Raw genomic sequence first — 26,271 nt, forward strand, 5'->3', positions numbered from 1 at the left:
GGGGGAACGTGGCCCGGTTCGGCAAAGCGGTCGTCGAAGGTACTTTGCTGCGGGCGAAGCCCGTGGTCCGGTGGGGGCTCGGGCACGCATTGCCGCGGGCCGTGCTGCTGCGCGGCGCCCGGCGCGGCGACCTGCAGGGCCGGCTGGTCGACGACGCCGCCGCGGGCCGCGACCTGAGCGGGCTGTTCGACGAGATCCGGGCCGCCGGACCGGTCGCCCGGACGCGCTTCGGCTGGATCACCACGCAGCACGCCGCCGTCCGGGAGGTGCTCTCCAGCGACGACTTCCGCACCGGCGTGCTCGGCTCCGACGGCTCCGCGCTGGGACGGCTGCTGGAGTGGTCGGCCGGCGAGCACCTGCACCCGGTGCGGCCGCCGTCGCTGCTGGCCGTCAACCCGCCCGAGCACACCCGCTACCGCAAGCTCGTCACCGGCGTGTTCACCGCGCGCGCCGTCGAGCAGCTGCGCGGCCGGGTCCAGGCGATCGCGGACGAGGTGCTCGACGCCATCGACCCCACCGGCCCGGTCGACCTCGTCGAGTCGTACTGCGGCCTGCTCCCGGTGACGGTGATCAGCGAGATCCTCGGCGTCCCGGCCACCGAGGTGGGCAAGGTGCTGTCCCTGGGCGCGGCGGCGGCGCCGAGCCTCGACCTCGGCCTGGGCTGGCGCACGTTCCGCGACGTCGAGACGGCGCTGGCGGAGTTCGACACCTGGCTGGGCGAGCACCTGGACCACCTGCGCCGCCACCCCGGCGACGACCTGTTCAGCCGCCTGGTCGCGGCCCGCGACGACGGCGTCGGGCTCACCGAGGCCGAGCTGAAGTCGACCGCGGGCCTGGTCCTAGCGGCCGGCTTCGAGACGACGGTCAACCTGCTGGGCAGCGGCATCGCCCTGCTGACGGCCCACCCGGACCAGCTCACGACCCTGCGCGAGCGGCCGGAGCTGTGGACCAACGCGGTAGAGGAGGTCCTGCGCCACGACCCACCGGTCCTGCTGACCGGCCGGCTGGCGGTCCGCGCCACGGAGATCGCCGGCGTCCCCCTGCCACGAGGAGCGCTGGTGACGACGGTACTGGCCGGCGCGAACCACGACCCGCAGGTCTTCGCGGATCCGGAGACGTTCGACGTGACCCGGGCCCGAGCCCGCGACCACGTGGCCTTCGGCGCGGGCCGGCACCACTGCCTGGGAGCGGCACTGGCCCGAATGGAGGGCGAGATCGGCCTGCGAACGATCTTCGCCCGCTTCCCCGGCTTGGCCCTGAGCCCGGGAAGCCGCCGCCGAGAGACCCGAATCCTGCGGGGCTACGAGTACTTGCCGGCCACGCTCACCTAGCGGCGACGGCCTCAGCCGCGGTCCCCCGGCGACACGACGCAACAGCCCGTTGGCGCGGCGCGAGCAACCTCTTGGCGCCCCGCCCAGGTGCGGGACACTCCCGACGAAGCCATCCAAGGGCCCTCGCGGCTCTGGCGGACCGACTTCCTCGCGAGACCACCCGAACGCCCGCCAAGCGCGCGGAGACCTCCCGGCGAGGCCACCCAGAAGGCGTCGGCGGGCCGGGTGCAGGGCGGCCTCCGGCAGAAGGGCTCGGCGCGGGCGGCTCAGTGGTGTGCGGCGCGCAGGGCTCGTTCGATCTCGTCCTGGCCGAGTGCGCGCGAGCTGACGTAGTACAGCACCGCGCCGGGCGGCAGGTCGCCGTCCCAGGCGGGGTTCACCGTCAGGCCGTTGGCGCCGCGGACGGCCAGTACCGTGGCCCCGAAGGTCCGGCCCAGTGCGGCGCGGCAGCGTTCGACCTGCAGGGCGCCGAGGCGTTCCGGGACGGTGACCGAGTACGTGCCGGCGCCGCCGGCGGTCATCAGTTCGGTGTAGACCTCGGCGATGCCGGGCGAAACCACCTCCTCGACGACCATTCGCGGGGTGTGCCACTGGACGCAGGTGATCCGCGGGTCGACGTAGCCCATCAGCTCGGCCCGTTCCATGTCGCGCATCGTGACCACCACGTGCGCCGACGTCGAGGCGTGCTCGACGAGGACCGCCACCGCCAGCGCCTCGTTGTCGTCCCGCACGTCCACGAGCACGGTGGCGGCCCGCTCGACCCCCGCCCGCGACAGCACCTCCGGCGCGGTGAGGTCGCCGCGGACGAACTCCACGGGCTGCGCCGGCATCGGGTGCACCGGCACCTCGTCGCCCGCGCACAGCACCAGTCCGGTGATCCCGTCGGCCAGCAGCTGCGCCACGAGCCGCTCGGTGCGGCCGGCGAGGTAGCCGACGAGCACGACGTGGCCGCTCAGCTCCACCGGTTCCAACCCCTGCATCCGCCGTCCCTTCGCTTGCTCGAGCAGCGCCGCGAGCCGGGTGAAGACCGTGGTGAGCGTGGCGATCCCGCCGACGATCACGTACACCCCGACGAAGTGCCCGGCCGCCGTCGCCGGCGAGAAGTCGCCGTACCCGACCGTCGCCGCGGTCACGACGAAGTACCACCAGTAGTTGCCCGGCTGAACGAGCTCGCTGCCGGCCGGCTCGGCCAGCACCATCAGCGGCCAGCTGGTCGCGAACACGAAGACGACGACCACCACCGGGAGCGTCCACCCGGCACGCAGGATCCAGCGCGCGAACAGGCGGGAAAGGATGAAAGGCACGCCCTCTCCTCACCGAACGCCACCACCCGGACACGCCACCTTCAGCGTCCCTTGAGGACAGTTCCGGATCACAAGATCACACGCGCGGACCAGGCACAACGGCCTTTACCCGACCGTGACGGCGGCGCCTCAGGGCCGGACCGCGACCGGCACGCGGACGCCCGGTAGTCACAGCCGGTGCGGATCGAGGTGGTGGCGGGCCGGCTCTCCCCGGCCGCGACCGACCTAGCCGACGCCGACCGCCGGCAAGGCGGAGTCCCGATAACCCGCCATCCGCGTGTGGGTAACGGCGCGCGTCGACCGCGCGCCGTGCCTTGCCCACGTCAGCCACCACCAAGGGGGAGATCCGCGCCAGTGCCGGCCGCGGGTCAAGAGGTGCTGACTCGGTCAGCGCGCGGCCTGGCAACCTTCCGGCGAAGTCTCGTCAACGCCGGCCGCAGATTCGGCGACCTGCAGTCCGTGTGTGGCTAGCGGTGCGTGGCACCTCCTGCGGGTGGGCGGTGCAGGCCCAGGTGGTCGCGCAGGGTGGGGCCGGTGTATTCCGTGCGGTAGCGGCCCTTGCGTTGCAGGATCGGGACCACGTGGTCGACGAATGCCGTCAGCTCGTACGGCAGCGTTGAGCCCATGATGGTGAACCCGTCGACCGCGCCGGCGTCCTGCCAGGTCATCGTGTGCGTGGCCAGCTGTTCGGGTGTGCCGATGAAGTGGGACTGGCCTGCGCCGCTCTTGAGCTGCAGGGCCAGGTCTCGCAGGGGTAGTTCCGGCTGCGCGCGTTGGAGGGCGAACAGTTCGTTCGCGCGGCTCGAGACGTTCGCCGTTCCGGTCCACAGCTCCGCGGGCAGCGGGGCGTCCGGGTCGAAGCCGTCCGGGTCCAGGCCGGCCGTGTACAGGATGTTCTGCCAGCGGAACTCCGGGCTCGCCAGCTCTTCCAGCCGGCGGGCCTTCTCCTGGGCCTCGGCCTCGGTGCCGCCCAGTGTCACCATCAGCGCCGGGAGGACGAGCACCTGGGCCGGGTCCCGGCCCGCGGCCGCCGCCTGGGCGTGGAGCTCGGTCCGGAACGCGGCCGCGGCCTCCAGTGACGGCGGTCCGGAGAACACCAGCTCGGCGTACCGCGCGGCCAGCGCGATGCCGGCCGGGGACTGTCCCGCTTGGACCAGGACCGGGCGCCCCTGCGGCGAGCGCGGGAACGGCAGGATTCCCTCGACGTCGTAGAAGTCGCCGTGGAAGCGGGGCGCGTGGAGCTTGGCGCGATCCGCCCACACGCCGCGCTCGCGGTCGCCGACGACCGCGTCGTCCTCCCAGCTGTCCCACGCGCGGGTCACGACGTCGACGAACTCGTGGGCCCGCGTGTAGCGGTCGGCGTGGTCGGGGTGGGCGCGCTCGCCGAAGTTCGCCGCGGCCAGCGGGGTGATGGTGGTGACGATGTTCCAGCCCGCGCGGCCGCCGCTGAGGTGGTCCAGCGTCGCAAACCGGCGGGCCAGCTCCCACGGCTTGTTGTAGGTCGTGGAGCCGGTCCCGATCAGGCCGATGTGGCTGGTGACCGCGGCCAGCGCCGAGAGCACCGAGATCGGGTCGAACTGCGTCTGCGGCAGGTGCGTGGCCCGGTACTCGGCGATGGCGATGTTGTCGGCCAGGAAGATCGTGTCCATCAGGCCGCGTTCGGCGATGCGCGCGATGTCCGCGTAGTACGGCAGCCCGAGCACGCCACGGACGTCGTCCTCGACGACGCGCCAAGCGGACTCGTGGTACCCGTTGGGCCAGATGAAAGCGTTGAAGTGCAACTGATCCGCGCTCACGGAACGACTCCTCGTGTTGTGCCGCCGTCAGGCGAGACCCTGCTGCGACAGCCAGTCCTTCGCGACGTCGGCCGCCGGCTCACCGTCGGAGTCGACGCGCTTGTTCAGCTCGCGCATGCCGTCGGTGCTGAGCTTCGCGCTCACCGCGTTGACGACGGTCGCGAAGTCCGCACCCCGCGCGTCGAGCACCTTCTTGTTCACCGCCGGCACCACGTTCTCCGTCGGCACCATGCTCAGGTCGTCCTTGAGCGCGACGTACTGCGGGTCACCGGCGGACGGGCTCACCGAGTCCACCGGGATCACCGTGACCGCACCGGAGTTGAGCTGCTGCACGCGCGGCCCGACCTCCTGCACGGTCTGGAAGGACGCGTTCGTCAGGTGGTAGATGTCGGTCAAGCCCTTGAAGCACGTCAGCCGCTTCTCACATTCCGGACCACCGGCCAGGATGACCTTGTCGAGCTTCTTCAGGTCGCTGATGGTCGCGATGCCCTTCGACTTCGCTAGATCGGCCTTGACGATGTAGGTGTTCTTGTCCTCGGCCGGGGCGTAGTCCAGCAGCGAGACGCCGCTGGGCTCGAACAGCTTCGCCAGCTGGTCGTGCTCCCCCTTGGCGTCCTTGACCGGCTCCGCACCGAAGCCGGTGGTGATCGCGGAACCCTGGTACTCCGGGATGAACTGCAGCTCACCGGACTTCAGGGACGGGTAGATCAGCTCACGTGAGCCCAGGTTCAGCTTCCGGGTCACCGGGTAGCCCTTGGCCTCCAGCGCCTGCGCGTAGATCTCGGCCAGGATCTGGCTGTCGGTGAAGTTGAAGGACGCCACGACGATCGGCGCCCCGCCCTTGCCCGGCGCGGCGGGCTTGTCAGCGCTGTCGCCGCCCCCGCACGCGGTCAGGCCGAAGACGGCCACCGCCACCACTGCGGCCGCTCGAAGGTTCCGGCTCCAGCGCACGTGCCCACACTCCTCGTTCCCATGATCCAGACATCCACGACCCTAACCAGCGGGTACGACAGAAACCACATGCTGGGAACACGGCGACACAGGCTGTGCCCGCCGTAACCCGATCCGGTCAACTAACCCCGCTGGTCACTTTTACAGGTTAGGATGAACCCAGCGAACTTGTCAACCGGCGAGGTCCACATCCTGAACACCCGTGCGGGGACCACCCGCGACGGGATACCTGTGCAGTACCCCGGAAGCGAGGTGGTGGGGCATGGCATCCGACGACGTCGAGGCGTTCGACTCCGTGCTCGACGCGATCGGCGGCACCCCGCTGATCCGGCTCGCGCGGATCGCGCCGCCGGCCGGCCCGCGAATCTACGTCAAGGCCGAGTTCCTCAACCCGGGCGGCAGCGTCAAAGACCGCGCCGCGCTCTCGATGGTGCTCGACGCGGAACGCTCGGGTGCGCTGCCTCCCGGCGGGCTGATCGTCGAAGGCACCTCCGGCAACACCGGGATCGGGCTGGCGATCGTGGCGGCCCAGCGCGGCTACCGGCTCACCGTCGTGCTGCCGGACAAGAGCAGCCGGGAGAAGACCGCGATCCTGCGCGCCTACGGGGCGGACGTCGTGGTCACCCCCGGTGCCGTACCGCGCGAAGACCCGGCCCACGTCTCGCAGGTCGCGCGCCGGCTCGCCGAAGAGAACGGCGGCTGGCTCGCCGACCAGTACGACAACCCGGCCAACCCGGCCGCCCACGAAACGACGACCGGGCCGGAGATCTGGCGGCAGACGCGGGGCCGGATCACCCACTTCGTCGCCGGGATCGGCACCGGCAGCGGCGCCGGCGCCCACCTCAAGCGGGTCAGCGGCGGCCGGGTGCGGGTGATCGGCGCCGATCCCGAGACCTCCGTCTACTCGGGCGGTGACGGCAGCCCTTACGTGGTCGAAAGCATCGGGCACTACCTGCACCCGGACACCGTCGAGGACACCTGGCCCCGCTCCTACCACCGCGATGTCGTCGACCACGTCGAACCGGTCGGCGACCGCGAGTCACTGCTGACCACGCGACGGCTGGCGCGCGAGGAAGGCCTGCTGCTCGGGGCTTCCGCGGGCACGGCCGCCGCCGCCGCGCTGCGACTGGCTGCGGGGCTGGGTCCGGCCGACCTGATCGTCGTCGTGGTCCCCGACTCCGGCCGCTCGTACCTGTCCAAGTACTACGACGACGACTGGCTCCGGCACCTCGGTTTCCTCACCGAGCACGCGGGCGAGCAGACCGTGGCCGAGGCCGCCGGCCCGTTCCCGGCCGCCGCGCCCGGCCTGGCGGCGACGGCGTCGGTCGGCAGCGCGCTCGCCGTGGCCGACCGCCATCCCGGCGCCGGACCGCTGTGGCCGGTCGGCCCGGACCGGCCCGGCGCCACCGGGCCGCCGTCGGTGGCCGAGGTGACCGGGGCGCTCGACGTCACGGAGCTCCGCTTGCTGACCGCGGCCGGCGTGGCCCGCCCGGCCGACCCGATCGCCGAATACGTCACCGGTCCCCTGCCCGCGGTCGGCATCGGCGAAAGCCGCCGGGCCGCCGCGGATCGGCTCGGCGCGCACGAAACCGCGTGGGTCCTCGTCGACGGGCGCGTCGCCGGATCCGTCCACAAGGGACAGCTAGAACCAGCCGGAGAAAGGACTGCGGGCACGTGAAGTTCCTGCTCATCACCCTGATCACCCATGTACCCGACCCGGTCACCGGCGTCCTCACCCCGACCGACCAACGGCTGCTGGACGTCGTCGCGAACGCCGAGCTGGCCGAAGAACTCGGCTTCGACGGCTACGGCGTCGGCGAGCGGCACGAGCGGCCGTTCATCTCCTCCTCGCCGCCGGTCGTGCTGAGCCACATCGCCGCCCGGACGTCCCGGATCCGGCTGTTCACCGCCGTCACCACACTCAGTCTGCTCGACCCGGTCCGCGCGTTCGAGGACTACTCGACCCTGGACAACCTCTCCGGCGGCCGGCTCGAACTGATCATCGGCAAGGGCAACGGCGCCGCCCAGCGCGAGCTGTTCCACGTCACCCCGGACGACCAGTGGGACCGCAACTCCGAAGGCTACGAGCTGTTCCGGAAACTCTGGCGCCAGGACAAGGTCACCTGGTCCGGGCGGTTCCGGCCGTCGCTGACCGACGCCGAGGTCTGGCCGCGGCCGCTGCAGCAGCCGATCCGCGTCTGGCACGGCAGCGCGACCAGCCGCGAGTCCGTCGACCTCGCCGCGAAGTGGGGTGACCCGCTCTTCTCCGCGAACGTCACCAACCCCGTCGAGCCCTACGCCGAGCTGGTCCGCCACTACCGCGAACGGTGGGCCCACCACGGCCACGACCCCGCGGCCGCCGTCGTCGGCGCCGGGACCGCCGGGTACTACGCCGCCGAGACGTCGCAGGAGGCGCTCGAGGTCTACCGGCCGATCTTCGAGAGCCGGCTGGCCCTGCAAACCCGGCTCGGCCTCGAACCCGTCTTCCCGACGCTCGAGGACTTCGTCGAGCGCAGCTCGGCGCTGATCGGCAGCCCGGCCCAGATCACCGAGAAAGTCCTGCGCTACCACAAGGAACTCGGGCACCAGGTGATGCACCTGCACGCCGACCGCGACGGGCTCACCGCCCGGCAGCACCGCGCCACCCTCGAACTGTTCCAGTCGGACATCGCGCCCGCGCTGCGGCGGGAGATCCCCGACCCGCCGTGGCCCGCCGGAAAGGACCGTCATGCCTGAAGTCCCGTTGTCGGTGCTGGACCTCGTCCCGATCAGCACCGGGTCCGGCGCCGCCGAGGCCGTGCGCAACACCGTCGACCTCGCGCAGCACGCCGAACGCTTCGGCTACCACCGCTACTGGTTCGCCGAGCACCACCTCAACCCCGGCGTCGCCGGCGCGTCACCGCCTGTGCTGATAGCCCTCGTCGCCGGGGCCACCGAGCGGATCCGGCTCGGGTCCGCGGGCGTGCAGCTCGCGCACCGGACGCCGCTGGCCGTCGTCGAGGAGTTCGGTCTCGTCGCGGCGCTGCACCCGGGGCGGCTGGACCTCGGGCTCGGCCGCAGCGGCAAGCAGCTCGTCCGCGAATACGCCGCTGCCGCAGCCGCGCCACCGCCGGCCACGCAGGCGAGCAACGGCTTGCTCATTCCTGAGAAGCCCGACTTCAGCACGCTCGCCCGCTCGTCGCGGATCGGCCTGACCTTCGGGCTGCTGCAACAGCCCGGCGCCGAATCACCCGACTACGGCGACCAGGTCGACGACATCCTCGCCTTCCTCGGCGGCACCTACCGTTCCGCCGAAGGGCTCGACGCGCACGCCGTGCCCGGCGAGGGTGCGCAGGTCGAGATCTGGATCCTCGGCAGCAGCGGCGGGCAGAGCGCGTCCGTGGCCGGTCGCAACGCCCTGCGGTTCGCCGCGAACTACCACGTCAGCCCGTCCAGCGTGCTCGACGCCGTCGACGCCTACCGGCAAGCGTTCGTGCCCTCGGCGACCCTGCCGAAGCCGTACGTCGCGGTGTCGGCCGACGTCGTCGTCGCCGAAGACGACGCCACCGCGCGGGAACTGGCCAGCGGCTACGCCCTCTGGGTCCGCTCCATCCGTCGCGCGGAGGGCGCGATTCTCTTTCCCACGCCGGAAGAAGCCGCCGCCCACGTCTGGAGCGACGAGGACCGGGCCCTGGTCGCCGACCGCGTCGACACCCAGTTCGTCGGCTCCCCCGCCACGGTCGCGGCCCGGCTGCAGCAGCTCCAGGAGGCGACGGGCGCCGACGAGCTCGTCATCACCACCATCACCCACGCGCACTCCGACCGGGTGCGGTCCTACGAACTGCTCGCCGAGCAGTGGAACCGGGGGTGAGGCCAGTGGGCTAAGCCTGCCCGGTCAGCAGCTTGACGAGACTGTGCGGGGTCTCCTCGCCGAAGCAGAGGTCGAAGTCACGCGCGGCTTCGGTGGCGGCTTCGGCGCTGCGCGGGAACAGCGCCTGCTCGTAGACGGCGAGCGCGGCTTCGACGTCGCCGGGGTGCGCGGCGATCGCCTTGCCGAGCTCGGCGGCGTCGAACATGGCCAGGTTGGCGCCTTCGCCGTTCGGGACGCAGAGGTGGGCGGCGTCGCCGAGCAGGGTCACCCCCGGCACCCGGTCCCACCGGTGCCCGGTCGGCAGGGTGTTGATCGGGCGCAGCACCGGCGGGGTCTCGCCGTCGGTGATCAGCGCGGTGAGCTCCGAAGCCCAGCCGTCGAACTCCGCCGCGATCCGGGTGGTGGACGCCGCGGCGTCGGTGAAGTCGATGCCGGCGAACCACTCCTGCGGCTTCGACAGCACCACGTAGGTGTGGAGGTTCCCGCCGCTCTCGCGGTGCGCCTGGATCCCCCTGCCCGGTTCGAGCGAGAACAGGGCCCCGCCGCCGACCGCCTTCGCGCTGTCCGGGTGCCGCGTGTCGCTGTCGAAGAGGTACGTCTCGACGAACGACGTGCCGACGTACTCGGGTGTGGCGTCCGAGAGCAGCGATCGGACCCGGGACCACGCGCCGTCCGCGCCGACCAGCAGGCTCGTGGCGACGCTGTCGCCGTTGGCGAAGGTCACTTCGTGGCGGCCGTCACCGAGGGTGCGGACGCCGCTGACCTTGTGGCCCCACCGGACGGTGCCCTCGGGGAGGGAGTCGAGCAGGACTTGGCGCAGCTCGCCGCGTTGCACTTCGGGGCGGGCGCCGGTGCCGTCGTCGGGTTCGTCGAGCAGGACGGTTCCGTCCCGCTCGAGGATCCGCGTCGCTTCGCGGCCCTCCAGGATCAGGTTGCGGAATTCCTCGGTGAGGCCGGCGGCCTCGAGGGCGAGCTGGCCGTTGTAGTCGTGGATGTCGAGCATGCCGCCCTGCGTACGGGCGGCCGGCGACGCCTCGGCCTCGTAGACCGTGGCCGGGATGCCGTGGACGTGCAGGACGCGGGCGAGGGTGAGGCCGCCGAGACCGGCGCCGATGATCGTGACCTGGGTGTTCATGGTGTCTCCTCCGGGTTCGAGGCCGTCGGGCCTCACTGGAACGTCATTCCATCTTGGAACACCATTCCAGATGTGTCAAACTGGAGGCATGGCTACACGCACGCGCCGGGCCCCGCGGCGCACAGAGGCGCTCTCCCGCGAGCGCATCGTCGAGACCGCCGTCGAAGTGCTCGACGCGGCCGGCGAAGGCGGGCTGACGTTCCGGGTGCTGACCGAGCGCCTCGCCACCGGCGCCGGCGCGATCTACTGGCACGTGGCGAACAAGGGCGAGCTGCTGGCCGCCGCGACCGACGCCGTCGTCGCGCGGGCCATGGCGCCCGGGAAGGCCCAGGGCACCCCGCAGGAGGAGGTGCGCGCCGTCGCGCTCGGCCTGTTCGAGGCGATCGACGACCACCCGTGGCTCGCCACGCAGCTCACGGCGCAGTTCGCCCGCAGCCCCTGGGGCTCGGTGACCCCGCGGATCTTCGAAAGCCTCGGCCGGCAGGTCCGCGCGCTGGACGTGCCCGAAGCCGGCTGGTTCACGGCGACCTCGGCGCTGGTGCACTACATCCTGGGCGCCGCCGGCCAGAACGCCGCGAACTCCGCGAGCGGGCGCGCGCTCGAGCCCGGCATCGACCGCTCCCAGTTCCTCGACGCCGTGTCGACCGCCTGGGAAGAACTCGACCTCGACGAGTACCCGTTCACCCGGGCCGTCGCGGCGCAGCTGCGCGAGCACGACGACCGCGAGCAATTCCTCGCCGGGGTCGATCTGATCCTGTCCGGCATCACCCACCGGTGAGCCGTGTAGGGCGTTATACGGTTCTCAGCCGGTGAGGTCGCCTTCCTCCTCGTTGCGGCCGGCGTAGAAGGCCAGCTTGTCCTCGTCCACCGTCACGCCGAGGCCGGGGCCGGCCGGGACGCGCAGGCGGCCGTCGGTCAGTTCCAGTGGTGCGACGATGTCGTCCGCGTGCAGGTAGTACATGCTGTCGATGGCCCGTGACAGGACCGGGGTGCTCGCGACCACGGCGAGGTGCGCAGCCGTCGCGATGCCCAGTTCGCCGCCGCTGTGGAGGTTCATCCCGAGGCCGAACGTCTCGCAGTGGGCGGCCAGGGCCTTCGTCGCCGCGATGCCGCCCCACTTGTAGACGTCGCCGTGGATCACGTCGACCGCGCCGAGCCGGACCGCCGGGGCGAACTCCTCGAAGCGGACCACGCACATGTTGGTGCACAACGGGATTCGCACCTTCGCCCGCACCTGGGCCATGCCCTCGATGCCGACGCACGGGTCCTCCAGGTACTCCAGGTCCAGCTCCTCCAGCGCCAGCCCGGCGCGGATCGAGTCGGGCACGGACCACGCCGCGTTCGGGTCCACCCGCAGCTCGACGTCCGGCAGCGCCTGACGCAGCTCGCGCATGATCGCGACGTCGCCGCGGACGTCCTTGGTGCCCTTGAGTTTCACGGCCGTGAAGCCGCCTTCGGCGACCACCTTCGCCGCGTACTCCCCCAGCCCCTGGGCCAGTTCGCGGCCCGTCGCGCCGGGCGCGTCGGCGCGGGTGATCAGCGCGGTGATCGGCACCTCGTCGCGCACCGGGCCCCCAAGCAGGTCGGTCACCGACTGGCCGGTGGCCTTGCCCATCAGGTCCCAGCAGGCGACGTCGAGCGCGGCCAGCGCCGCGTACCCGAGGTAGCCGTGGAAGAACGGCACCATGTGGTGCCGCCGGTGGAACGCCTCCAGCGCGAACGGGCTCGTGCCCACCAGCTCGGCGCCGAGCTTGCGCACCAGCTCCGCGACCGGGCGGCCCCACATGGTCTCGCCCCAGCCCTCGACGCCGGTGTCGGTGCGCAGCCGCACGACGGTGCGGGTCTCGCCCGTCTTCGTCTCGAACGAGCTGGTGAACGGGTTGGTCAACGGCAGGTTCACGACCCGCACGTCGACGTCGGTGATCTTCATGCCTCCCCTTCGGCGTGGGTTTCGCGGGTGGCCGCGTCGAACGCGCGGATCGCGTCCGCCAGCGCGGTCACCCGGTCTTCGAGCAGGTCCGCGCCGCCCTCGGCGGTCGCGGTGGTCGCGTCGTCGGTGCTGCCGCCCGCGCGGGCCCATTCGCCGTGGCGTTCGACGGTCAGGCCCGGGTACGGCGGGTACGCGAACAGCGGTGGCGGCGTGACGTCGGCGCGTGGTTCGGGCGGCCGCACCAGGTCGCCGCGGGTGGCGAGCATCAGCGACGTCTCGAACGCCCCGGCGTGGCCCGGCGAGGAGCCGTCGCCGAGCGAGAAGTAGGAGCACGCCGCGAGCGCGACGTCGGCCCGCAGCGCGTACTCCTTGACGGCGAGCCGCATGATCTCGTCGTTGCCGCCGTGCCCGTTGACCACGAGGATCCGCCGGAAGCCGCTGCCGGCGAGCGAGTCCAGGACGTCGGCGAGCACGGCCTGCAGCGTCGACGCCCGGAGCGAGACGGCGGCGGCGAACAGGTGGTGCGGGCTGTGGCCGAACGGCAGCGCGGGCAGCCGCACCACGACCGGGTCGGCCACCCGCGCCAGCGCGCCGTCGACGACGGCTTCGGCGAGCATCGTGTCGGTGCCCATCGGCAGGTGGGCGGCGTGCTGCTCCTGCGAACCGATGGGCAGCAGCGCGATCGCCGACCGCCCGGCATCGCGCACCTCCCGCCAGGTCATCCGCGTCAGTTCCGGCACGTGGTCTCCCCTCCGGAGCCGGGTCGTGGCATCGTGATCGCATGAGCACCGGCGAACGCCCGGCCCTGCGGCTGGTCCCGGCGCCGGCCGCGCCCGAGGCCGGCGCGGGCCCCGTGCTGGGCGCCGTCGAACTGCTGCCGGGCCGGGTCCGGGCCGCGCTGCTCGACCTGTCCGGCACCGTGCTGTGGCGCGCCGAAGCGACCTACCCGCGCGGCACGGCGGACCGGGCCGAGATCGACGCCGCACTGGCCGAAGTCGCGCGGTTCCCCACGCCCCCGGTGGGCGTCGGCGTGGCCGCCGCGGGCCTGGTCGACGCCGACGCGGGTGTGATCATCGAGGTCAGCGAAGTGCCCGCGCTGCACGGTTATCCCGTCGCGGCCGTGCTCGCCGAGCTGGTGCACGCGCCGGTCCACATCGAACACCGGGCGCGGCTGCAGGTGCTGGGCGACCGCTGGTTCGGCCCGGGTCGCGGCCGCACGACGTTCGCGTCCGTGTCGACGGGCGAGGTGCTGGGCGTCGGCCTGCTGTACGACGGCGAGGTGCTCGCCCCGCCGGGTGGCCGCAGCGGCGCACACATGACGGTCGCCGCGAGTGGCCGGCCGTGCACCTGCGGCGCGCGTGGCTGCTGGAAGACCGTCGCGACGACGCCGTGGCTGCGCGCCGAAGCCGAGCGGCGTGGTCTCGGCGCGCGCACGGTGCGGGAGCTGGCGGGTGACCCGCTGCTCGACGAGTACGCCGCCAACATCGCGCTGGGCCTGGTGAACATCCAGCAGCTCTTCGCGCCGGGCCTGTTCGTGCTGCACGGCGAAGCCGCCGAGGGCGGCGAGCGCTTCCGGGCGCGGATCGAGCAGCGGCTGCGGGAGGACTCGTCGTGGGCGCTGACCGCCGAGCCCCCGACGGTCGTGGTGAACCCGGGCCCGGCCGACGACGTCGCGCTGCTCGGCGGCGCCGGGCTCGTGCTGTCCCACCACTGACGCCTTCACGCCGTCACCTGGCGGCGGCGCGCGAGCCGGGGATCCGGGTTCGGGACCGCGTCGAGCAGGCTCTTCGTGTACTCGTGCGACGGCGACGCGAACAGCCGCGCCGACGGCGCCAGCTCCACGATCTTCCCCGCCCGCATCACCGCGACGCGGTCCGCGATCTGCTGCACCACCGCCAGGTTGTGCGACACGAACACGTACGTCAGCTTCAGCCGGTCCTGCAGGTCGGCCAGCAGGTCCAGCACCTGGGCCTGCACCGAGACGTCGAGGGCGCTCGTCGGCTCGTCGAGCACCACCAGCCGGGGTTCCAGGGCCAGCGCGCGGGCGATGGAGATCCGCTGCCGCTGGCCGCCGGAGAACTCGTGCGGATAACGGTCCTGCACCTGCGGTGCCAAGCCGACGGCGTCGAGCAGGCCCGCCACGCGCTCACGCACCTTCGCCCGGCCGCGACGGCCACGCAGTGATGCGTTGTGCGTCACCAGCGGCTCGGCGACGATCTCCGTCACGCGCAGCCGCGGGTTCATGCTCGAGTACGGGTCCTGCAGCACCACCTGCATCTCGCGCCGCACCTTGCGCAGGCTCGACGCGCTCAGCGCGTGCAGGTCCGCGCCGTCGAACCGGACCGTGCCCGCCGTCGGCTCGATCAGGCACAGCAGCAGGCGGGTCAGCGTCGTCTTGCCGCTGCCCGACTCGCCGACGACGGCCAGGGTCTCCCCCGAGACGACGTCGAGGTCGACACCGTCCACCGCGGACAGTGCGCCGTAGTCCTTGCGCAGCCCGCGGATCTCGACCAGGTTCGTCATACCCGCTCCAGCTTCGGTGTCGCGCGCAGCAGCTCGCGTGTGTAGTCCTCGCGCGGCGCCTCGAACAGCGGCACCACGTCCCCGGTCTCGACGACCTGGCCCGCCTTGAGCACCACGACCCGGTCGGCGACCTCCGCGACGACGCCGAGGTCGTGCGTGATGAGCAGGATCGCCATCCCGTGCCGTCGTTGCAGGTCGACCAGCAGCTCCAGGATCTGCGCCTGCACGGTGACGTCGAGGGCCGTGGTCGGCTCGTCGGCGATGAGCACCCGGGGCCGGCCGACCAACGCCATCGCGATCATCACGCGTTGCCGCAGCCCGCCCGAGAGCTGGTGCGGGTACTGCGAAGCACGCACCCCGGGATCGGGAATCCCCGCCTCTCGCAACGCCTCCACGGCAGCGGCCCGCGCGTCGGAGCGTGACGCGTTCTGGTGCTTGCGGACGACCTCGGCCACCTGCGCGCCGACGCGCTTGACCGGGTTGAGGCTCGTCATCGGGTCCTGGAAGACCATGGCGACGTCGTTGCCGCGGATGCCCCGGAGGTCCTTTTCGGACAGTCGCAGCACGTCACGGCCGTCGAGGAGGATCTCGCCGCCCGCGTACACGCACGGTGGCTCGGGGTTGAGCCGCAGCACCGACAGCGCGGTCGCGGTCTTGCCGCTGCCCGACTCCCCCACCAGCGCGAGGGTCTCGCCCTCGGCCACGGACAGGCTCACGCCGTCGACGGCGGTCACGGTGCCGGTGTCCACCCGGAACTCGACGCTCAGGTCGGTGATCTCCAGCAGGCTCATGAGCGGTACGCCTTCGGGTCCGCGACGTCGCGCAGGACGTCGCCGGTGATGTTGACGGCCAGCGCGGTGAGCATCAGCGCGACGCCGGGGAACACGGCCACCCACCACGACGTGCCGAGGTAGAGCTGGCCGTCGGCGAGCATCCCGCCCCAGGTCACGGTCCGCTTGGGCACGCCGAGGCCGAGGTAGCTCAGCGACGCCTCGGCGACGATCGCCGCGGCGACGTGCAGGGTGCCGATGGTCGCCAGCGGCGCCATCACGTTGGGCAGCAGGTGGCGGCGCATGATCGTGAAGTCCGTGACGCCGATCGCCCGCGCCTCGGTGACGAACTCCCTGGTGCGCAAGGAAAGCACCTCGGAGCGGATCACCCGGGCGTAGGACACCCAGCCGGTGAAGCCGAGCACCAGCACGACGTACCAGAGGCCGGAGCCGAGAAACCCGACGATGGCGAGCGCGAGCAGGATCGACGGGAACGCGAGCTGGATGTCGGCGATCCGCATCAGGATCCGGTCGAACCAGCCGCCGAGGAATCCGGCGACCAGGCCGATCGCGGCGCCGACGACGCCGGCCAGCAGCGCCGCGCACGCGCCGACGAGCAGCGAGACGCGGGCGCCGTAGCACAGGCGCGACAGGATGTCGCGGCCCAGCTGGTCGGTGCCGAGCAGGTGCGCGGAGTCGCCGCCGGCGGCCCACGCGGGTGGGTGCAGCCGCACCAGCAGGTCCTGCGCGCCCGGGTCGTACGGCGCGATCAGCGGCGCGAGCAGGGCGACGAGCACCATCAGCGTCAGCACGCTCACGGCGACGACACCGAGCTTGTTGCGCAGGACCCCGCGCACCACACCCGGCCGGGCCAGGGGAACAGCGATGGCGGTCACGCGGTCACCCGCACCCTCGGGTCGAGAATCGTGTAGGACAGATCCACCAGCAGGTTCACCACGACGAACGTCGCGGCGAAGAACAGCACCGCGGCCTGCACCAGCGGGAAGTCGCGGTTCTGGATGGCCTCGACGGTGAGCCGGCCGAGGCCGGGCCAGGAGAACACCTGCTCGGTGAGGATCGCGCCGCCCAGCAGGCTGCCGACCTCCAGGCCGACGACCGTGACGACGGGCAGCGCGGCGTTGCGCAGGCCGTGGCCCAGCACGATCCCGCCGGGGCTCAGGCCCTTGGCCCGCGCGGTGCGGATGTAGTCCGAGCCGAGCACGTCGACCAGGGAGCTGCGCAGCAGCCGCGCGATCACCGCCACCGAGTACACCGCCAGCGTGATGGCCGGGAGCACGAGGTGCTCGAAGCCGCCGTAGCCGGACGCGGGCAGCACCTGCAGCTGCACGGCGAAGATCAGGACCAGCAGGATCCCGACCCAGAACGCGGGCGTCGACTGGCCGACGAGGACCCCGGTCATCACGCCGGTGTCGCCCGCGCGGCCGCGGCGCAAGGCGGCGAACGTGCCCGCCGGGACGGCCAGCAAGAGCGCCACGAGCAGCGCGGCGCCGGCCAGTTCCAGCGTCGCGGGGACGCGGGAGAACAGGACTTCGGCGACCGGCTGGTCGTAGACGAGCGACGTGCCCAGGTGCAGCCGCGGCAGGCCGCCGAGGTAGTCGAGGTACTGGGTGAGCAGCGGCCGGTCCAGCCCGAGGCTCGCGCGCAGCGTGGCCTCCTGCGCCGCGGTGGCGTCCGGCGGCAGGATCAGCTTCACCGGGTCGCCGGACAGCCGGACCAGGAAGAACGCCGCGGTGGCCACGAAGAACAGCACCACGATCGCGGTCAGCACCTTGGTGACGACCACACGGAGCACCCCGCGGCCCGGGGCGGCCGGGCGGGTCACGGCGACGGCCGGCGCGGTCACGGGGTCACCGTCGCCTTCGCCATGCCGAGCACACCGACCACACCCGGTGTCCACTGTGGACGCGTGTTGACCGCGTAGACGTTGTCGGTCTGGTAGAGGAACACGAACGGCGCCTCCTGCTTGAGAAGTTGCTGGAGCGAGGTAAAGGCCCGCTGCCGGTCGGCGGGCGCGAGCGACTGCTCCTCGGCGTCCACGAGCCGGTCGGCCTCGGGGTTGGTCCACCGGCTCTGCCGCCGGTCGTGGCGGACGTTGGACTGCACGAGGCTTTCGGCGTCGAGGGTCCAGCCGGTGCTGGCGGCGAGGTAGATCGGGCCGAGCGCGCCGCGGTTGCTGGACGTCAGGCGGCTGCTGTACGTGCCGGGGTCGACGAGGTCGACGCGGGCTCGGACGCCGACGCGGGCGAGGAGCCCGGAGATCGCCTCGGCGAGGTTCGAGTCGGCGGTCTGCGCGGTGATCGAGGTGTCGAACCCGGCCGCGAAGCCGGCTTCGGCGAGCAGCTGCTTCGCCAGGCCGACGTCGCGGGTGAAGGGCGTGATCGCCGGGTCGAAGCCGAACGCCTCGCGCGGGAACATCGTCGGCACCTCGCGGGCCTTGCCGTCGAGCACGGCCTTGATCAGCAGCGGGACGTCGACGGCGTGGTTGAGCGCGCGGCGCACCCGGACGTCGCGCAGCGGGCCGGCAGTGGTGTCGAGCGAGAGGTACGACGTGCGGATGCCCGGGTAGTGCCGGATCGAGACGCCGGTGTAGCCCTGCAGCTGGAGCGCGGCGTCCGGGGTGAGCCCGGCGACGATGTCGACCTCGTCGCTCTGCAGGGAGGCCAGCGACGAGGACGCGTCGGGCATCGGGAGGAACACCAGCTCGTCGTAGGCCGGTTTGCCGCCCCAGTAAGCGGGGTTCGCGCGCAGCCGCAGCTGGTGGTCGCGCTGGAACTCCTCGAAGGTGAACGGCCCGGTGCCGACCGGGTGCTTCGCGAAGCCGGCCGAGCCGACCTGTTTGAGGTAGCCGGGCGGCACGGCGACGCCGCCGAACAGGGAGACTTTGGCCGGGATGATCGGATCGGGAGCACTGCAGCGGAGGTCCACTGTGGACGCGTCGAGCGCGACGGCCTGCTTCACGTAGCGCAGCTCGACGATCGGCGACTTCGTGGCCGGGTCGAGCAGCCGGTTGATGCTGAACGCGACGGCGTCGGCGTCACACGGCTCGCCGTTGTGGAACCGCACGCCGGGGCGGAGCTTGAACCGCCAGGTCAGCGCGTCGGGCGAGGTCCACGACAGCGCGAGCCCGGGCGCCAGCTGGTTGTCCGGGCCGCGGGTGGTGAGCGTGTCGAACAGGTTGGTCAGCACGTTCATCGAGGTCAGGTCGCCCTGCTTCTGCGGGTCGAGCGTCTTGGGGTCCGACGACTGCGCGACCCGCAGCACGGTGCCGGTGGTGCCCGAGGCGCTGCCGCACGCGGAGAGCAGGCCGGGCAGGGCCAGCGCGGGGAGCGCGAGACCGCCGAGCCGGAGGGCGTCGCGGCGCGACAGCCGGGAACGGGCCACGGTCACCACCTGTCTTCCGTCTTGCGAAATGCCGTTCCGTCAGATGGAACGCGATTGCGCTAAGGTAGGCGGCGTGAACAACGCTGTCAACACTTCGCCCGGCAGCTCGCCCGGCAGTTCGCGCGGTGCGGTCGAGAAGGCCCTGGAGGTGCTCGCCACCCTCTCGGCCCCCGGCGGCCCACACCGGCTCGCCGACCTCGCGCAGGCCTGTGACCTGCCGAAACCGACCGCGCACCGGATGCTGCAGACGTTCACCGAGGCCGGGTACGCGGTCGGTGCGGGCAGCGGGCGCTACACGGTCGGGCCGCGGCTGCTGGGCCTGTCGGCGGCGGCGCTGACCAGCACGCGGCCGCTGCGCCCGGTGCTGGCGGACCTGCAGCGGCGCAGCGGGCACACGGTGCACTACGCGGTGCGCCACGCCGACCGCGCGGTGTACGTCGAGAAGCTCGAACCGGACCAGGCCTACCGGCTCAACACCCGGCCCGGCGGTGAGGTGCCGCTGTACTGCACCGCCGTGGGCCGCGCGATCCTCTCGCGTCTGCCCGAGGCCGACGTCGCCGCGGCGCTCGCCACGCCCCTCACCGCGCGCACGGCCAAGACCTTGACCGACCCCGGCGCCGTCCGCCGCGAACTGGCCACTGTGGACAGTGCGGGTTACGTCGTGGACGACGAGCAGTTCGAGGCGCACGTGCGCTGCCTCGGCGCGCCGGTTTTGGACGCCGAGGGTGCCGTCGTCGGCGCGGTGAGCGTGTCGGGGCTGACGTTCACCCTGCAGCCGTCGAGCTTCGACGCCCTGGGGCCGCTCGTGGCCGAGGCGGCGAACCGGCTGTCCGCCGTCCTGGCCGGGACGGCGCCGCGGGCGGTGCCCGATGCTCGCTGACCTCCTCGCCCGGGCCCGCGACGCGCGGGTGTTCTCCGCCGCCGCGTGGTCGGTGGGCACCGCGGACGGTGTCCTCGACCGGGGCGTTCTCGGCACGCGGTGGCAGGACGGACCGGCCGCCGGCGAGACGAGCCGGTGGGATCTGGCGTCGGTGACCAAGCCCGTCGTGGGCATCGTGGTGGCCGCGCTGGCCGAGCGCGGCGTGCTCGCCCTCGACGACCCGCTCCCCCGCCACCTCCCGGCCTACGCCGGCACCGACAAGGCGTCGATCACCGTGCGGCAGCTGCTCCTGCACACCTCGGGCCTGCCCGGCGGCACGCCGTTGTGGCGTACGCACGACACCCGCGAGGCACTGCTGGAAGCCATCCGCACGACGCCGTTGCCCGTCGCCCCCGGCACGCGCGTGGAGTACTCGTCGCAGGGGTTCATCCTGCTCGGCCTGATCGCGTCGGCCGCCGCCGGAACGCCGTTGGACCGCCTGGTCGCGGACCTCGTCACGACACCGGCGGGCATGCCGGACACCGGCTTCGGCCCGGTGGCCGACGCCGTGGCGACCGAGAACTGCCCGTGGCGCGGCCGGGTCGTGTGCGGGCAGGTGCACGACGAGAACGCCGTGGTGCTGGGCGGAATCTGCGGCCACGCCGGGCTGTTCGCGCCGCTGGGCGACGTCGAGCGCCTCGGCCGGGTGCTCGCCGGCGGCGCCGCACCGCTGCTGAAACCGGCCACGCACGCCGAGATGATCACCGTTCAGACGGCAGGCCTGCGCCGCGGCCTGGGGTGGCAGGGACTGGACGTCCCGGGTTCGCCGGTCGGCACCGCGCTGGAGCCGGATGCCTACGGCCACACCGGGTTCACCGGCACGAGCCTGTGGGTGGAGCCCGCGCGCGGGCGGTACTACGTGCTGCTCACCAACCGCGTCCACCCGACGCGCTCGGGCGACGCGATCGCGGCGGTGCGCCGCGAGTTCCACGACGCGGCGGCCCGGCTGGGCTAGCCGTCACGGGCGGTCAGGGCCGCGAGGCGGTCGCGGACCTTGTCGCCGATGGTGGTGAGCGTTTCCAGCTCCGCCGCCGTGAGCTGGTCGATGAACGCGTCCCGGACGTCGGCGACGTGCTGCGGGGCCGCGGCCTCGATCAGTTCCCGGCCTCGCGGGGTGCTGACGACGACCGCCCCGCGCTGGTCGGTGGCGCACCGCTCGCGCGTCACCAGGCCGCGGTGCTGCATCCGGCCCAGGTGCTGGGACAGGCGGCTCTTCTCCCAGCGCAGCAGCTCGCCGAGTTCGAACGACCGCAACCGGCCTTCCGGCGCCTCCGAAAGGTGGGCCAGTACCTGGTAGTCGGCCCGGGACAGCCCGCAGCGGGTCCGCAGCTGCCGCTCGATGAACTCCGAGAGGCCGTCCTGCATCGCCATCAGGCCACGCCAGGCCCGGTCTTCCCGTTCGTCCAGCCACCGCGTGTCCGCCATGACCGGGACTCTACCGCTTGGTTGACATGTGAACCAATTGCGGCCTACGTTTGGTTCACACGTTAACCACATCGGGAGGACACCATGACCACGCGCCCCGCGATCATCGGCAGCGGCAACATCGGCTCGGCCCTGGCCCGGCTGTTCGCCCGGGCCGGCGTCGAGGTGAGCATCGCCAACACCCGCGGGCCGGAGTCGCTGCCGTCGTTCGGCGACGGCGTGCACGCCGTGCCGCTGGAAGAGGCGCTGGAGAGCGACGTCCTCTTCCTGGCGATCCCGTTCACGGCGGTCGAGCGCTTCGGCAAGTCCCGGCCGGACTGGACCGGCAAGACCGTCGTCGACACCACGAACGCGTTCTACACGCCGAACGCCGACGAGATCCTGCAAGGCCGGCTGTCCACCCACTACGTCGCCGAGCAGCTGCCCGGCGCCGAGGTTGTCAAGGCCTTCAACCAGCTGCCGTCCGGGACCCTCGCGGCCGAACCCGCCCCGGGACCGGGCAAGCGGGTGGTCTTCCTCGCGACCGACGCGCCGGCCGCGGGCGACCGGATCGCGGACCTCGCCGTCGCCCTCGGCTTCGCCGCGGTGCAGCTGGGCCGGATCGACGAAGGCGGCCGCCTGATCCAGGCGCAGAACGCCCTCGTGCTGCGCAGCTTCGTCGAGCTGCCGCTGCGCTGAGCACGGCGCTCCGACGGCCGCGGCGGGCGCCGATCCCGAGCGCGGGTAGCCTGCCTGGAGAACACGACAGCCCAGGCAGGTTCCTCACCTCTGGGAACGGGCCCGCGGGAGGAGTCGTTTTGCCGGTGACCTGGGCTCGAGACGACCAGGCCGGCTGGCAGATCCTGGACGTGACCGGCCGCGACCGGGCCGACTCGGCGTCCGCGCGGCACTGGGCCGAAGCCCGGCTCGCCACGCTGGGCGAACCGCACCGCCTCGACGTGCTCATGGTGATCGGCGAACTGCTCGACAACGCCTACCAGCACGCCGACGGCCCCACCCAGGTCCGGCTCCACCGGCTCGCCGACCCCTGCGAGATCACCGTGGCCGTCGCCGACACCAGCGGCAGCTCGCCGCGGCTGCGCGTCCCCGACGACCACGGCGGCCGCGGGCTGCTGCTCGTCGACCAGCTCTGCCTCGCCTGGGGCGCGAGCTACCACGACGACGGCAAGGTCGTGTGGGGCCGCCTCGGCTGCGCGGAGCCCGGCCTCGCCTGCCCGAAGGACGAAGCCGGCCCGAGCTAGGCAGGCCCCTTGGTATCCGCCGCCGGACCTGGTGGGATGGAACCGGCCACGCGAGTGGAGGAGCTGCCATGGAGACGCCGCGCCCGGACGGCACCGGACCCGCGAACGACCTGCTCACGGTGACCCGGCAGAGCGCCGGTGACGGCGACGTGAGCGTGCGGGCGCGCGGCGAGGTCGACGCCTCGACCAGCCCCGTCCTGGAGGACGCGCTGACCGCGGAGCTCGCCGGCGGCCCGCGCCGGCTCACGCTCGACCTCGACTCCGTGACCTTCTTCAGCTCCGCCGGCATCTCGACGCTGGTGACCGTGCAGGGGCGCTGCGCCGACCGCGGAACGAGGTTCGTCGTCCTCGCACCGCGCCGGGTCCGGCGGGTGATCGGCCTCGCCGGGATCGACCGGGTCGTGACCGTGCTCGACTCGGGCGCCCCCGGCCCGGGCGGCACTTGAGCCCTTGATCGGCGGTACCGCGTTTGTGTCGCACCGGGAAGGGCACCCACCTCGGGTAGGACGGCCCACCCACGGTGAAAGGCGTCGGCGTGACCCGGGGAGACGTGCACACGTACTACGAAGACGGACTGTGGAAGAACCGGATCGAGGGCGGCGTCCGCGCCTCGAACACCTCGGCGCGCCGCAGCGACGCGGTGTCGTTCGGCCGCACGATGGCGCGCCGGAAGCGGGTCACGCACTTCGTCCACGACGCGGCGGGAAACGTCGAAAGCCGGAAAACGTACGGGCCGCGTTCCTGACGGGCGATTTCGGCGTCCATTCAGGACAGTGAGAATGGCCCGGGCCCGGCAGTGCGTCGGACGTCACCCCGGCGCTTCGGGCCCGGCCGCGTACCGGGCGTCGACGTGGGTAGTCCCCCACCTGAGGTCGGCCGGTCCTGCGGCGGCGAAGCACGGAAGAAGCACCATGACGAAGACGACCGCTTCGGCGCTGCACGCACTGCTGGGCCGGGTCCCCGCGCGACTCGCGTGGCGGTACTGGGCCGGCTCGGTGCTCGAATCCTCGGCGGGGCACTACGTCACCGGGGTCGCCCACGGGGTGTTCGGTGCGAGCCTGCCCGCTCCCGGCCGGGACGCCATGACCGTCCGAGCGGAGCGAAGAGCCGTCGAGGTCGAGCACCGGGCGCTCGCCGCGGCCTTTCCGGACGCGACCGGCAGCGTGGTGGTCTTCCTGCACGGCCTGGTGGAAACCGAGCGCGGCTGGTTCCGCGGCGCGACCCCCGGCGCCGACTTCGGGACGCGCTTGGCCGCCGACGTCGGCAGCACCCCGGTGTACCTGCGGTACAACTCGGGCCGCCACGTCTGGGAGAACGGCCGTGAGCTCGTCGCGCTGCTGTCCCGGCTCGTCGCCGCGTGGCCGGTCCCCGTCACCGACATCGTCCTCATCGGACACTCCATGGGCGGACTGGTCGCGCGAAGCGCGCTGTACCAAGCACAAGAACAGGGTTCGCCGTGGCTCCCCCGCGTGACGCGCCTGGTGTGCCTGGGCACCCCGCACCGCGGCGCGCCGCTCGAACGCCACGTCGCCCGGCTCGTCGGCGTGCTCGGCCGCTCGGCCGCGGCGGCGCCCCTGGCCCGGGTGCTCGCGCTGCGCAGCGACGGCATCCAGGACCTCGCCTACGGCCACGTCCACCACGCGCAAGCAGAGGCCGGGGCCACCTGGCGACCGGAACCCGGCTCGGGCGCGGGCATCCGCCGGTTGTTCGTGTCCGCGACGCTCTCGCGCACCCAGGACAGCACGTGGGGCCGGCTCTTCGGCGATCTCCTGGTGACCCCGGTCGGGAGCGACGACCTGACCGAGGACGCCGACGTCGTCTGGCTCGGCGGCCTGAACCACTTCGCGCTGCTGCACGAGAACGTCGTCTACGAGGCCCTGCTCGGCTGGTTGCGGTGACGGGACCGGCCGGGCGCGAGTGCGCCCGGGCCGGTTCACGCGACGCGCGTCAGGCGTGCGCGCTGCGGATCTTCAGCGGATCCTTGGGGGCCTTCGACCGGATGTCGAGCATGGTCTGCCCGATCTCCTGCAACCGCTTGCGCCCCAGCGCCTTGCGCACCTCCGGGAACCACTCTTCCTCTTCTTCCTCGACGTGGTGGCGCACGCTTTCGGTGAGCACGGTGACCTTCGCGTCGAAGGTTTCGTCCTTCGGGTCGAGCGTCCGCAGCTCGGCCATCAGCCACACCATCACGTGGTGCTCTTCCACGCTTTCCAGCACGTGGTCGCGCGTTTCCGGAACGGCTTCGCGGGCGACGGGGTAGAAGATCTCTTCTTCGACGTACGTGTGGGTGGTCAGCTCCTCGATCATCGCGTCGACGAGCTTCCGCTTCTCCTGGTAGGCCCGCTCGCCCGCCTTCTCGAACTGCTTGAACAGCCTTTCGACTGTCTTGTGATCGTCCTTGAGCATCACGATCGCGTCGGTCGACACGGGCAGCCTCCTTCGTCCCCCGGCGGGTACCCGCCGGGGGACGGCCCAACCGGCGTCCCGGTCAGGACCCCGGCCGCAGCAGGATCTTCTGGGCGCCGTCGAGCTTCTTCTGAAACATCTCGTACGCCCGGGGCGCCTCCGACAGCGGCAGCTTGTGCGTGGCGAACCCTTCGACGCCGAGCGGGTCGCCGTCCCCGGTCAGCACCGGCATGATGTCGTCGATCCAGTGGCGGACGTTCGCCTGGCCCATCCGCAGCTGGAGCTGCTTGTCGAACATGTCCATCAGCGGCAGCGGGTCGACCATCCCGCCGTACACCCCGGACAGCGAGATCGTGCCGCCACGGCGCACGCTGTCGATCGCGGCGTAGACGACGCTCAGCCGGTCGATGCCGGCCTTCTCGGTGATCTTCGCGCCGATCGGCTGCGGCAGCATCGCGACCAGGTTGTGCGCGAGCTTGCCCACCGGGGCGCCGTGCGCCTCCATGCCGACGGCGTCGATCACCGAGTCGGCGCCGCGGCCGCCGGTCAGCTGCCGGATCGCGTCGCCGATGACCTTGTGGTCGCGGGTGTCGATCGCGGTGGCGCCGTGTTCGCGGGCGCGGGCGAGCCGCTCCGGCACCAGGTCGACGCCGATGACCTGGCCGGCGCCGCGGTGACGGGCGATCCGGCACGCCATCTGCCCGATCGGGCCGAGGCCGAAGACCACGACCGTGCCGTCGCGGGGGACGTTCGCGTACTCGACGGCCTGCCAGGCGGTCGGGACGACGTCGGACAGGTAGACGAACCGCTCGTCCGGCGGGCCGTCCGGGACCTTGATCGGCCCGTACTGCGCCTGCGGGACCCGCAGGTACTCGGCCTGCCCGCCGGGCACCTGCCCGTAGAGCTTGGTGTAGCCCAGCAGCGCGGCGCCCTTGCCCTGGCCGGTGACCTGGGTGGTCTCGCACTGCGACTGCAGCCCGCGCTCGCACATCCAGCAGTGGCCGCAGGAGATGTTGAACGGGACGACCACGCGGTCACCCGGCTTCAGGCCGGTCACCTCGGCCCCGACCTCCTCGACCACGCCCATCGGCTCGTGGCCCAGGATGTCGCCCTCGGTCATGAACGCCCCGAGCACCTCGTACAGGTGCAGGTCGGAGCCGCAGATGCCGCTGGAGGTGATCCGCACGATCGCGTCAGTGGGTTCTTCGAGCTTCGGATCCGGCACTTCTTCGACGCGGACGTCACGCTTGCCGTGCCAGGTCACTGCCTTCATGGGACTCCTCTGCGG

Annotated in this window: 27 protein-coding genes; 13 read left to right on the forward strand and 14 right to left on the reverse strand. The window is 72.4% G+C overall.

What is annotated here, in order from left to right:
- Window positions 1–8: 8 nt before the first annotated feature.
- Entirely contained in the window at window positions 9–1,331 is a 1,323-nt protein-coding gene (locus OHS58_RS16730; protein ID WP_328648906.1) for a cytochrome P450, read from the forward strand.
- Window positions 1,332–1,597: 266 nt separating this feature from the next.
- Here the strand turns inward: OHS58_RS16730 and OHS58_RS16735 are convergent, their stop codons facing one another.
- The 3 genes from OHS58_RS16735 to OHS58_RS16745 all read right to left on the reverse strand — a co-directional run bounded on the left by OHS58_RS16735 (window position 1,598) and on the right by OHS58_RS16745 (window position 5,382).
- Complete coding sequence (locus OHS58_RS16735) at window positions 1,598–2,635, reverse strand: ion channel (protein WP_328648907.1); 1,038 nt, start codon at window positions 2,633–2,635, stop codon at window positions 1,598–1,600.
- 467 nt (window positions 2,636–3,102) lie between these two features.
- Window positions 3,103–4,431 (reverse strand): LLM class flavin-dependent oxidoreductase, encoded by a 1,329-nt coding sequence (locus OHS58_RS16740; RefSeq protein WP_328648908.1) that lies wholly within the window; start codon window positions 4,429–4,431, stop codon window positions 3,103–3,105.
- 27 nt (window positions 4,432–4,458) lie between these two features.
- Entirely contained in the window at window positions 4,459–5,382 is a 924-nt protein-coding gene (locus OHS58_RS16745) for an ABC transporter substrate-binding protein (protein ID WP_328648909.1), read from the reverse strand.
- 262 nt (window positions 5,383–5,644) lie between these two features.
- Between OHS58_RS16745 and OHS58_RS16750 the strand changes: the two genes are divergently transcribed.
- Genes OHS58_RS16750 through OHS58_RS16760 form a run of 3 tightly spaced genes read left to right on the forward strand, consistent with a single transcriptional unit; the run spans window position 5,645 to window position 9,232 of the window.
- A complete protein-coding gene (locus OHS58_RS16750) occupies window positions 5,645–7,060 on the forward strand; it encodes a PLP-dependent cysteine synthase family protein (protein WP_328648910.1) in 1,416 nt (471 codons plus the stop codon).
- The gene (locus tag OHS58_RS16755; protein ID WP_328648911.1) at window positions 7,057–8,118 is read left to right on the forward strand and encodes an LLM class flavin-dependent oxidoreductase; all 1,062 of its coding nucleotides are present in this window, start codon (window positions 7,057–7,059) and stop codon (window positions 8,116–8,118) included. Before OHS58_RS16750 ends, OHS58_RS16755 begins: the two co-directional genes overlap by 4 nt.
- Window positions 8,111–9,232 carry an LLM class flavin-dependent oxidoreductase gene (locus OHS58_RS16760; protein ID WP_328648912.1) on the forward strand — a complete coding sequence of 374 codons (1,122 nt, stop codon included), beginning with the start codon at window positions 8,111–8,113 and terminating at the stop codon, window positions 9,230–9,232. Before OHS58_RS16755 ends, OHS58_RS16760 begins: the two co-directional genes overlap by 8 nt.
- 10 nt (window positions 9,233–9,242) lie before the next feature.
- Here OHS58_RS16760 and OHS58_RS16765 read toward each other — a convergent pair whose 3' ends face one another.
- A complete protein-coding gene (locus OHS58_RS16765) occupies window positions 9,243–10,367 on the reverse strand; it encodes an FAD-dependent oxidoreductase (protein WP_328648913.1) in 1,125 nt (374 codons plus the stop codon).
- 88 nt (window positions 10,368–10,455) lie between these two features.
- On the opposite strand from OHS58_RS16765, the gene OHS58_RS16770 reads away from it, so the two are divergent.
- On the forward strand, window positions 10,456–11,145 hold the full coding sequence (locus tag OHS58_RS16770; protein ID WP_328648914.1) for a TetR/AcrR family transcriptional regulator: 690 nt from the start codon (window positions 10,456–10,458) through the stop codon (window positions 11,143–11,145).
- A 24-nt stretch (window positions 11,146–11,169) separates the two neighbouring features.
- Here the strand turns inward: OHS58_RS16770 and OHS58_RS16775 are convergent, their stop codons facing one another.
- Together OHS58_RS16775 and OHS58_RS16780 are read right to left on the reverse strand one after the other, a co-directional pair.
- A complete protein-coding gene (locus OHS58_RS16775; protein WP_328648915.1) occupies window positions 11,170–12,297 on the reverse strand; it encodes a mandelate racemase/muconate lactonizing enzyme family protein in 1,128 nt (375 codons plus the stop codon).
- Entirely contained in the window at window positions 12,294–13,037 is a 744-nt protein-coding gene (locus OHS58_RS16780; RefSeq protein WP_326948930.1) for a creatininase family protein, read from the reverse strand. The genes OHS58_RS16775 and OHS58_RS16780 overlap by 4 nt, the downstream gene beginning before the upstream one ends.
- Before the next feature lie 41 nt (window positions 13,038–13,078).
- Between OHS58_RS16780 and OHS58_RS16785 the strand changes: the two genes are divergently transcribed.
- Window positions 13,079–14,011 carry an ROK family protein gene (locus tag OHS58_RS16785; RefSeq protein ID WP_328648916.1) on the forward strand — a complete coding sequence of 311 codons (933 nt, stop codon included), beginning with the start codon at window positions 13,079–13,081 and terminating at the stop codon, window positions 14,009–14,011.
- Between the two features lie 5 nt (window positions 14,012–14,016).
- Here the strand turns inward: OHS58_RS16785 and OHS58_RS16790 are convergent, their stop codons facing one another.
- Genes OHS58_RS16790 through OHS58_RS16810 form a run of 5 tightly spaced genes read right to left on the reverse strand, consistent with a single transcriptional unit; the run spans window position 14,017 to window position 18,992 of the window.
- Window positions 14,017–14,820, reverse strand: a complete 804-nt coding sequence (locus OHS58_RS16790; RefSeq protein ID WP_328648917.1) for an ATP-binding cassette domain-containing protein — start codon at window positions 14,818–14,820, stop codon at window positions 14,017–14,019.
- A complete protein-coding gene (locus OHS58_RS16795; RefSeq protein WP_328648918.1) occupies window positions 14,817–15,611 on the reverse strand; it encodes an ABC transporter ATP-binding protein in 795 nt (264 codons plus the stop codon). The genes OHS58_RS16790 and OHS58_RS16795 overlap by 4 nt, the downstream gene beginning before the upstream one ends.
- Window positions 15,608–16,486 carry an ABC transporter permease gene (locus OHS58_RS16800; RefSeq protein ID WP_326953888.1) on the reverse strand — a complete coding sequence of 293 codons (879 nt, stop codon included), beginning with the start codon at window positions 16,484–16,486 and terminating at the stop codon, window positions 15,608–15,610. Before OHS58_RS16800 ends, OHS58_RS16795 begins: the two co-directional genes overlap by 4 nt.
- Window positions 16,483–17,454 carry an ABC transporter permease gene (locus OHS58_RS16805; protein ID WP_328648919.1) on the reverse strand — a complete coding sequence of 324 codons (972 nt, stop codon included), beginning with the start codon at window positions 17,452–17,454 and terminating at the stop codon, window positions 16,483–16,485. The genes OHS58_RS16800 and OHS58_RS16805 overlap by 4 nt, the downstream gene beginning before the upstream one ends.
- Window positions 17,451–18,992, reverse strand: coding sequence for an ABC transporter substrate-binding protein (locus OHS58_RS16810; protein WP_328648920.1), 1,542 nt, complete (start codon window positions 18,990–18,992; stop codon window positions 17,451–17,453). Before OHS58_RS16810 ends, OHS58_RS16805 begins: the two co-directional genes overlap by 4 nt.
- 73 nt (window positions 18,993–19,065) lie before the next feature.
- Between OHS58_RS16810 and OHS58_RS16815 the strand changes: the two genes are divergently transcribed.
- A complete protein-coding gene (locus OHS58_RS16815; protein WP_328648921.1) occupies window positions 19,066–19,872 on the forward strand; it encodes an IclR family transcriptional regulator in 807 nt (268 codons plus the stop codon).
- Window positions 19,862–20,866, forward strand: a complete 1,005-nt coding sequence (locus tag OHS58_RS16820; protein ID WP_328648922.1) for a serine hydrolase domain-containing protein — start codon at window positions 19,862–19,864, stop codon at window positions 20,864–20,866. Before OHS58_RS16815 ends, OHS58_RS16820 begins: the two co-directional genes overlap by 11 nt.
- Here the strand turns inward: OHS58_RS16820 and OHS58_RS16825 are convergent.
- Window positions 20,863–21,336 (reverse strand): MarR family winged helix-turn-helix transcriptional regulator, encoded by a 474-nt coding sequence (locus OHS58_RS16825; protein WP_328648923.1) that lies wholly within the window; start codon window positions 21,334–21,336, stop codon window positions 20,863–20,865. The genes OHS58_RS16820 and OHS58_RS16825 overlap by 4 nt on opposite strands.
- An 84-nt stretch (window positions 21,337–21,420) precedes the next feature.
- On the opposite strand from OHS58_RS16825, the gene OHS58_RS16830 reads away from it, so the two are divergent.
- The 5 genes from OHS58_RS16830 (at window position 21,421) to OHS58_RS16850 (ending at window position 24,475) form a co-directional block, all read left to right on the forward strand.
- Window positions 21,421–22,014 carry an NADPH-dependent F420 reductase gene (locus tag OHS58_RS16830; protein ID WP_328648924.1) on the forward strand — a complete coding sequence of 198 codons (594 nt, stop codon included), beginning with the start codon at window positions 21,421–21,423 and terminating at the stop codon, window positions 22,012–22,014.
- A 125-nt stretch (window positions 22,015–22,139) separates the two neighbouring features.
- On the forward strand, window positions 22,140–22,577 hold the full coding sequence (locus tag OHS58_RS16835; protein ID WP_326948919.1) for an ATP-binding protein: 438 nt from the start codon (window positions 22,140–22,142) through the stop codon (window positions 22,575–22,577).
- A 68-nt stretch (window positions 22,578–22,645) separates the two neighbouring features.
- Window positions 22,646–23,023, forward strand: coding sequence for an STAS domain-containing protein (locus OHS58_RS16840; RefSeq protein ID WP_326953896.1), 378 nt, complete (start codon window positions 22,646–22,648; stop codon window positions 23,021–23,023).
- An 89-nt stretch (window positions 23,024–23,112) separates the two neighbouring features.
- Window positions 23,113–23,322, forward strand: coding sequence for a DUF2188 domain-containing protein (locus tag OHS58_RS16845; protein WP_326948918.1), 210 nt, complete (start codon window positions 23,113–23,115; stop codon window positions 23,320–23,322).
- Between the two features lie 166 nt (window positions 23,323–23,488).
- Entirely contained in the window at window positions 23,489–24,475 is a 987-nt protein-coding gene (locus tag OHS58_RS16850) for an esterase/lipase family protein (RefSeq protein WP_328648925.1), read from the forward strand.
- Between the two features lie 49 nt (window positions 24,476–24,524).
- On the opposite strand, the gene OHS58_RS16855 is transcribed toward OHS58_RS16850, so the two are convergent.
- Both OHS58_RS16855 and OHS58_RS16860 read right to left on the reverse strand, forming a co-directional pair.
- A complete protein-coding gene (locus tag OHS58_RS16855; protein WP_328648926.1) occupies window positions 24,525–25,004 on the reverse strand; it encodes a hemerythrin domain-containing protein in 480 nt (159 codons plus the stop codon).
- 61 nt (window positions 25,005–25,065) lie between these two features.
- Window positions 25,066–26,256: a zinc-dependent alcohol dehydrogenase gene (locus OHS58_RS16860; RefSeq protein ID WP_328648927.1), complete on the reverse strand. Its 1,191-nt coding sequence runs from the start codon at window positions 26,254–26,256 to the stop codon at window positions 25,066–25,068.
- Window positions 26,257–26,271: the final 15 nt, after the last annotated feature.

It is taken from the genome of Amycolatopsis sp. NBC_00348, assembly GCF_036114655.1.
Classification (GTDB): Bacteria; Actinomycetota; Actinomycetes; order Mycobacteriales; family Pseudonocardiaceae; genus Amycolatopsis.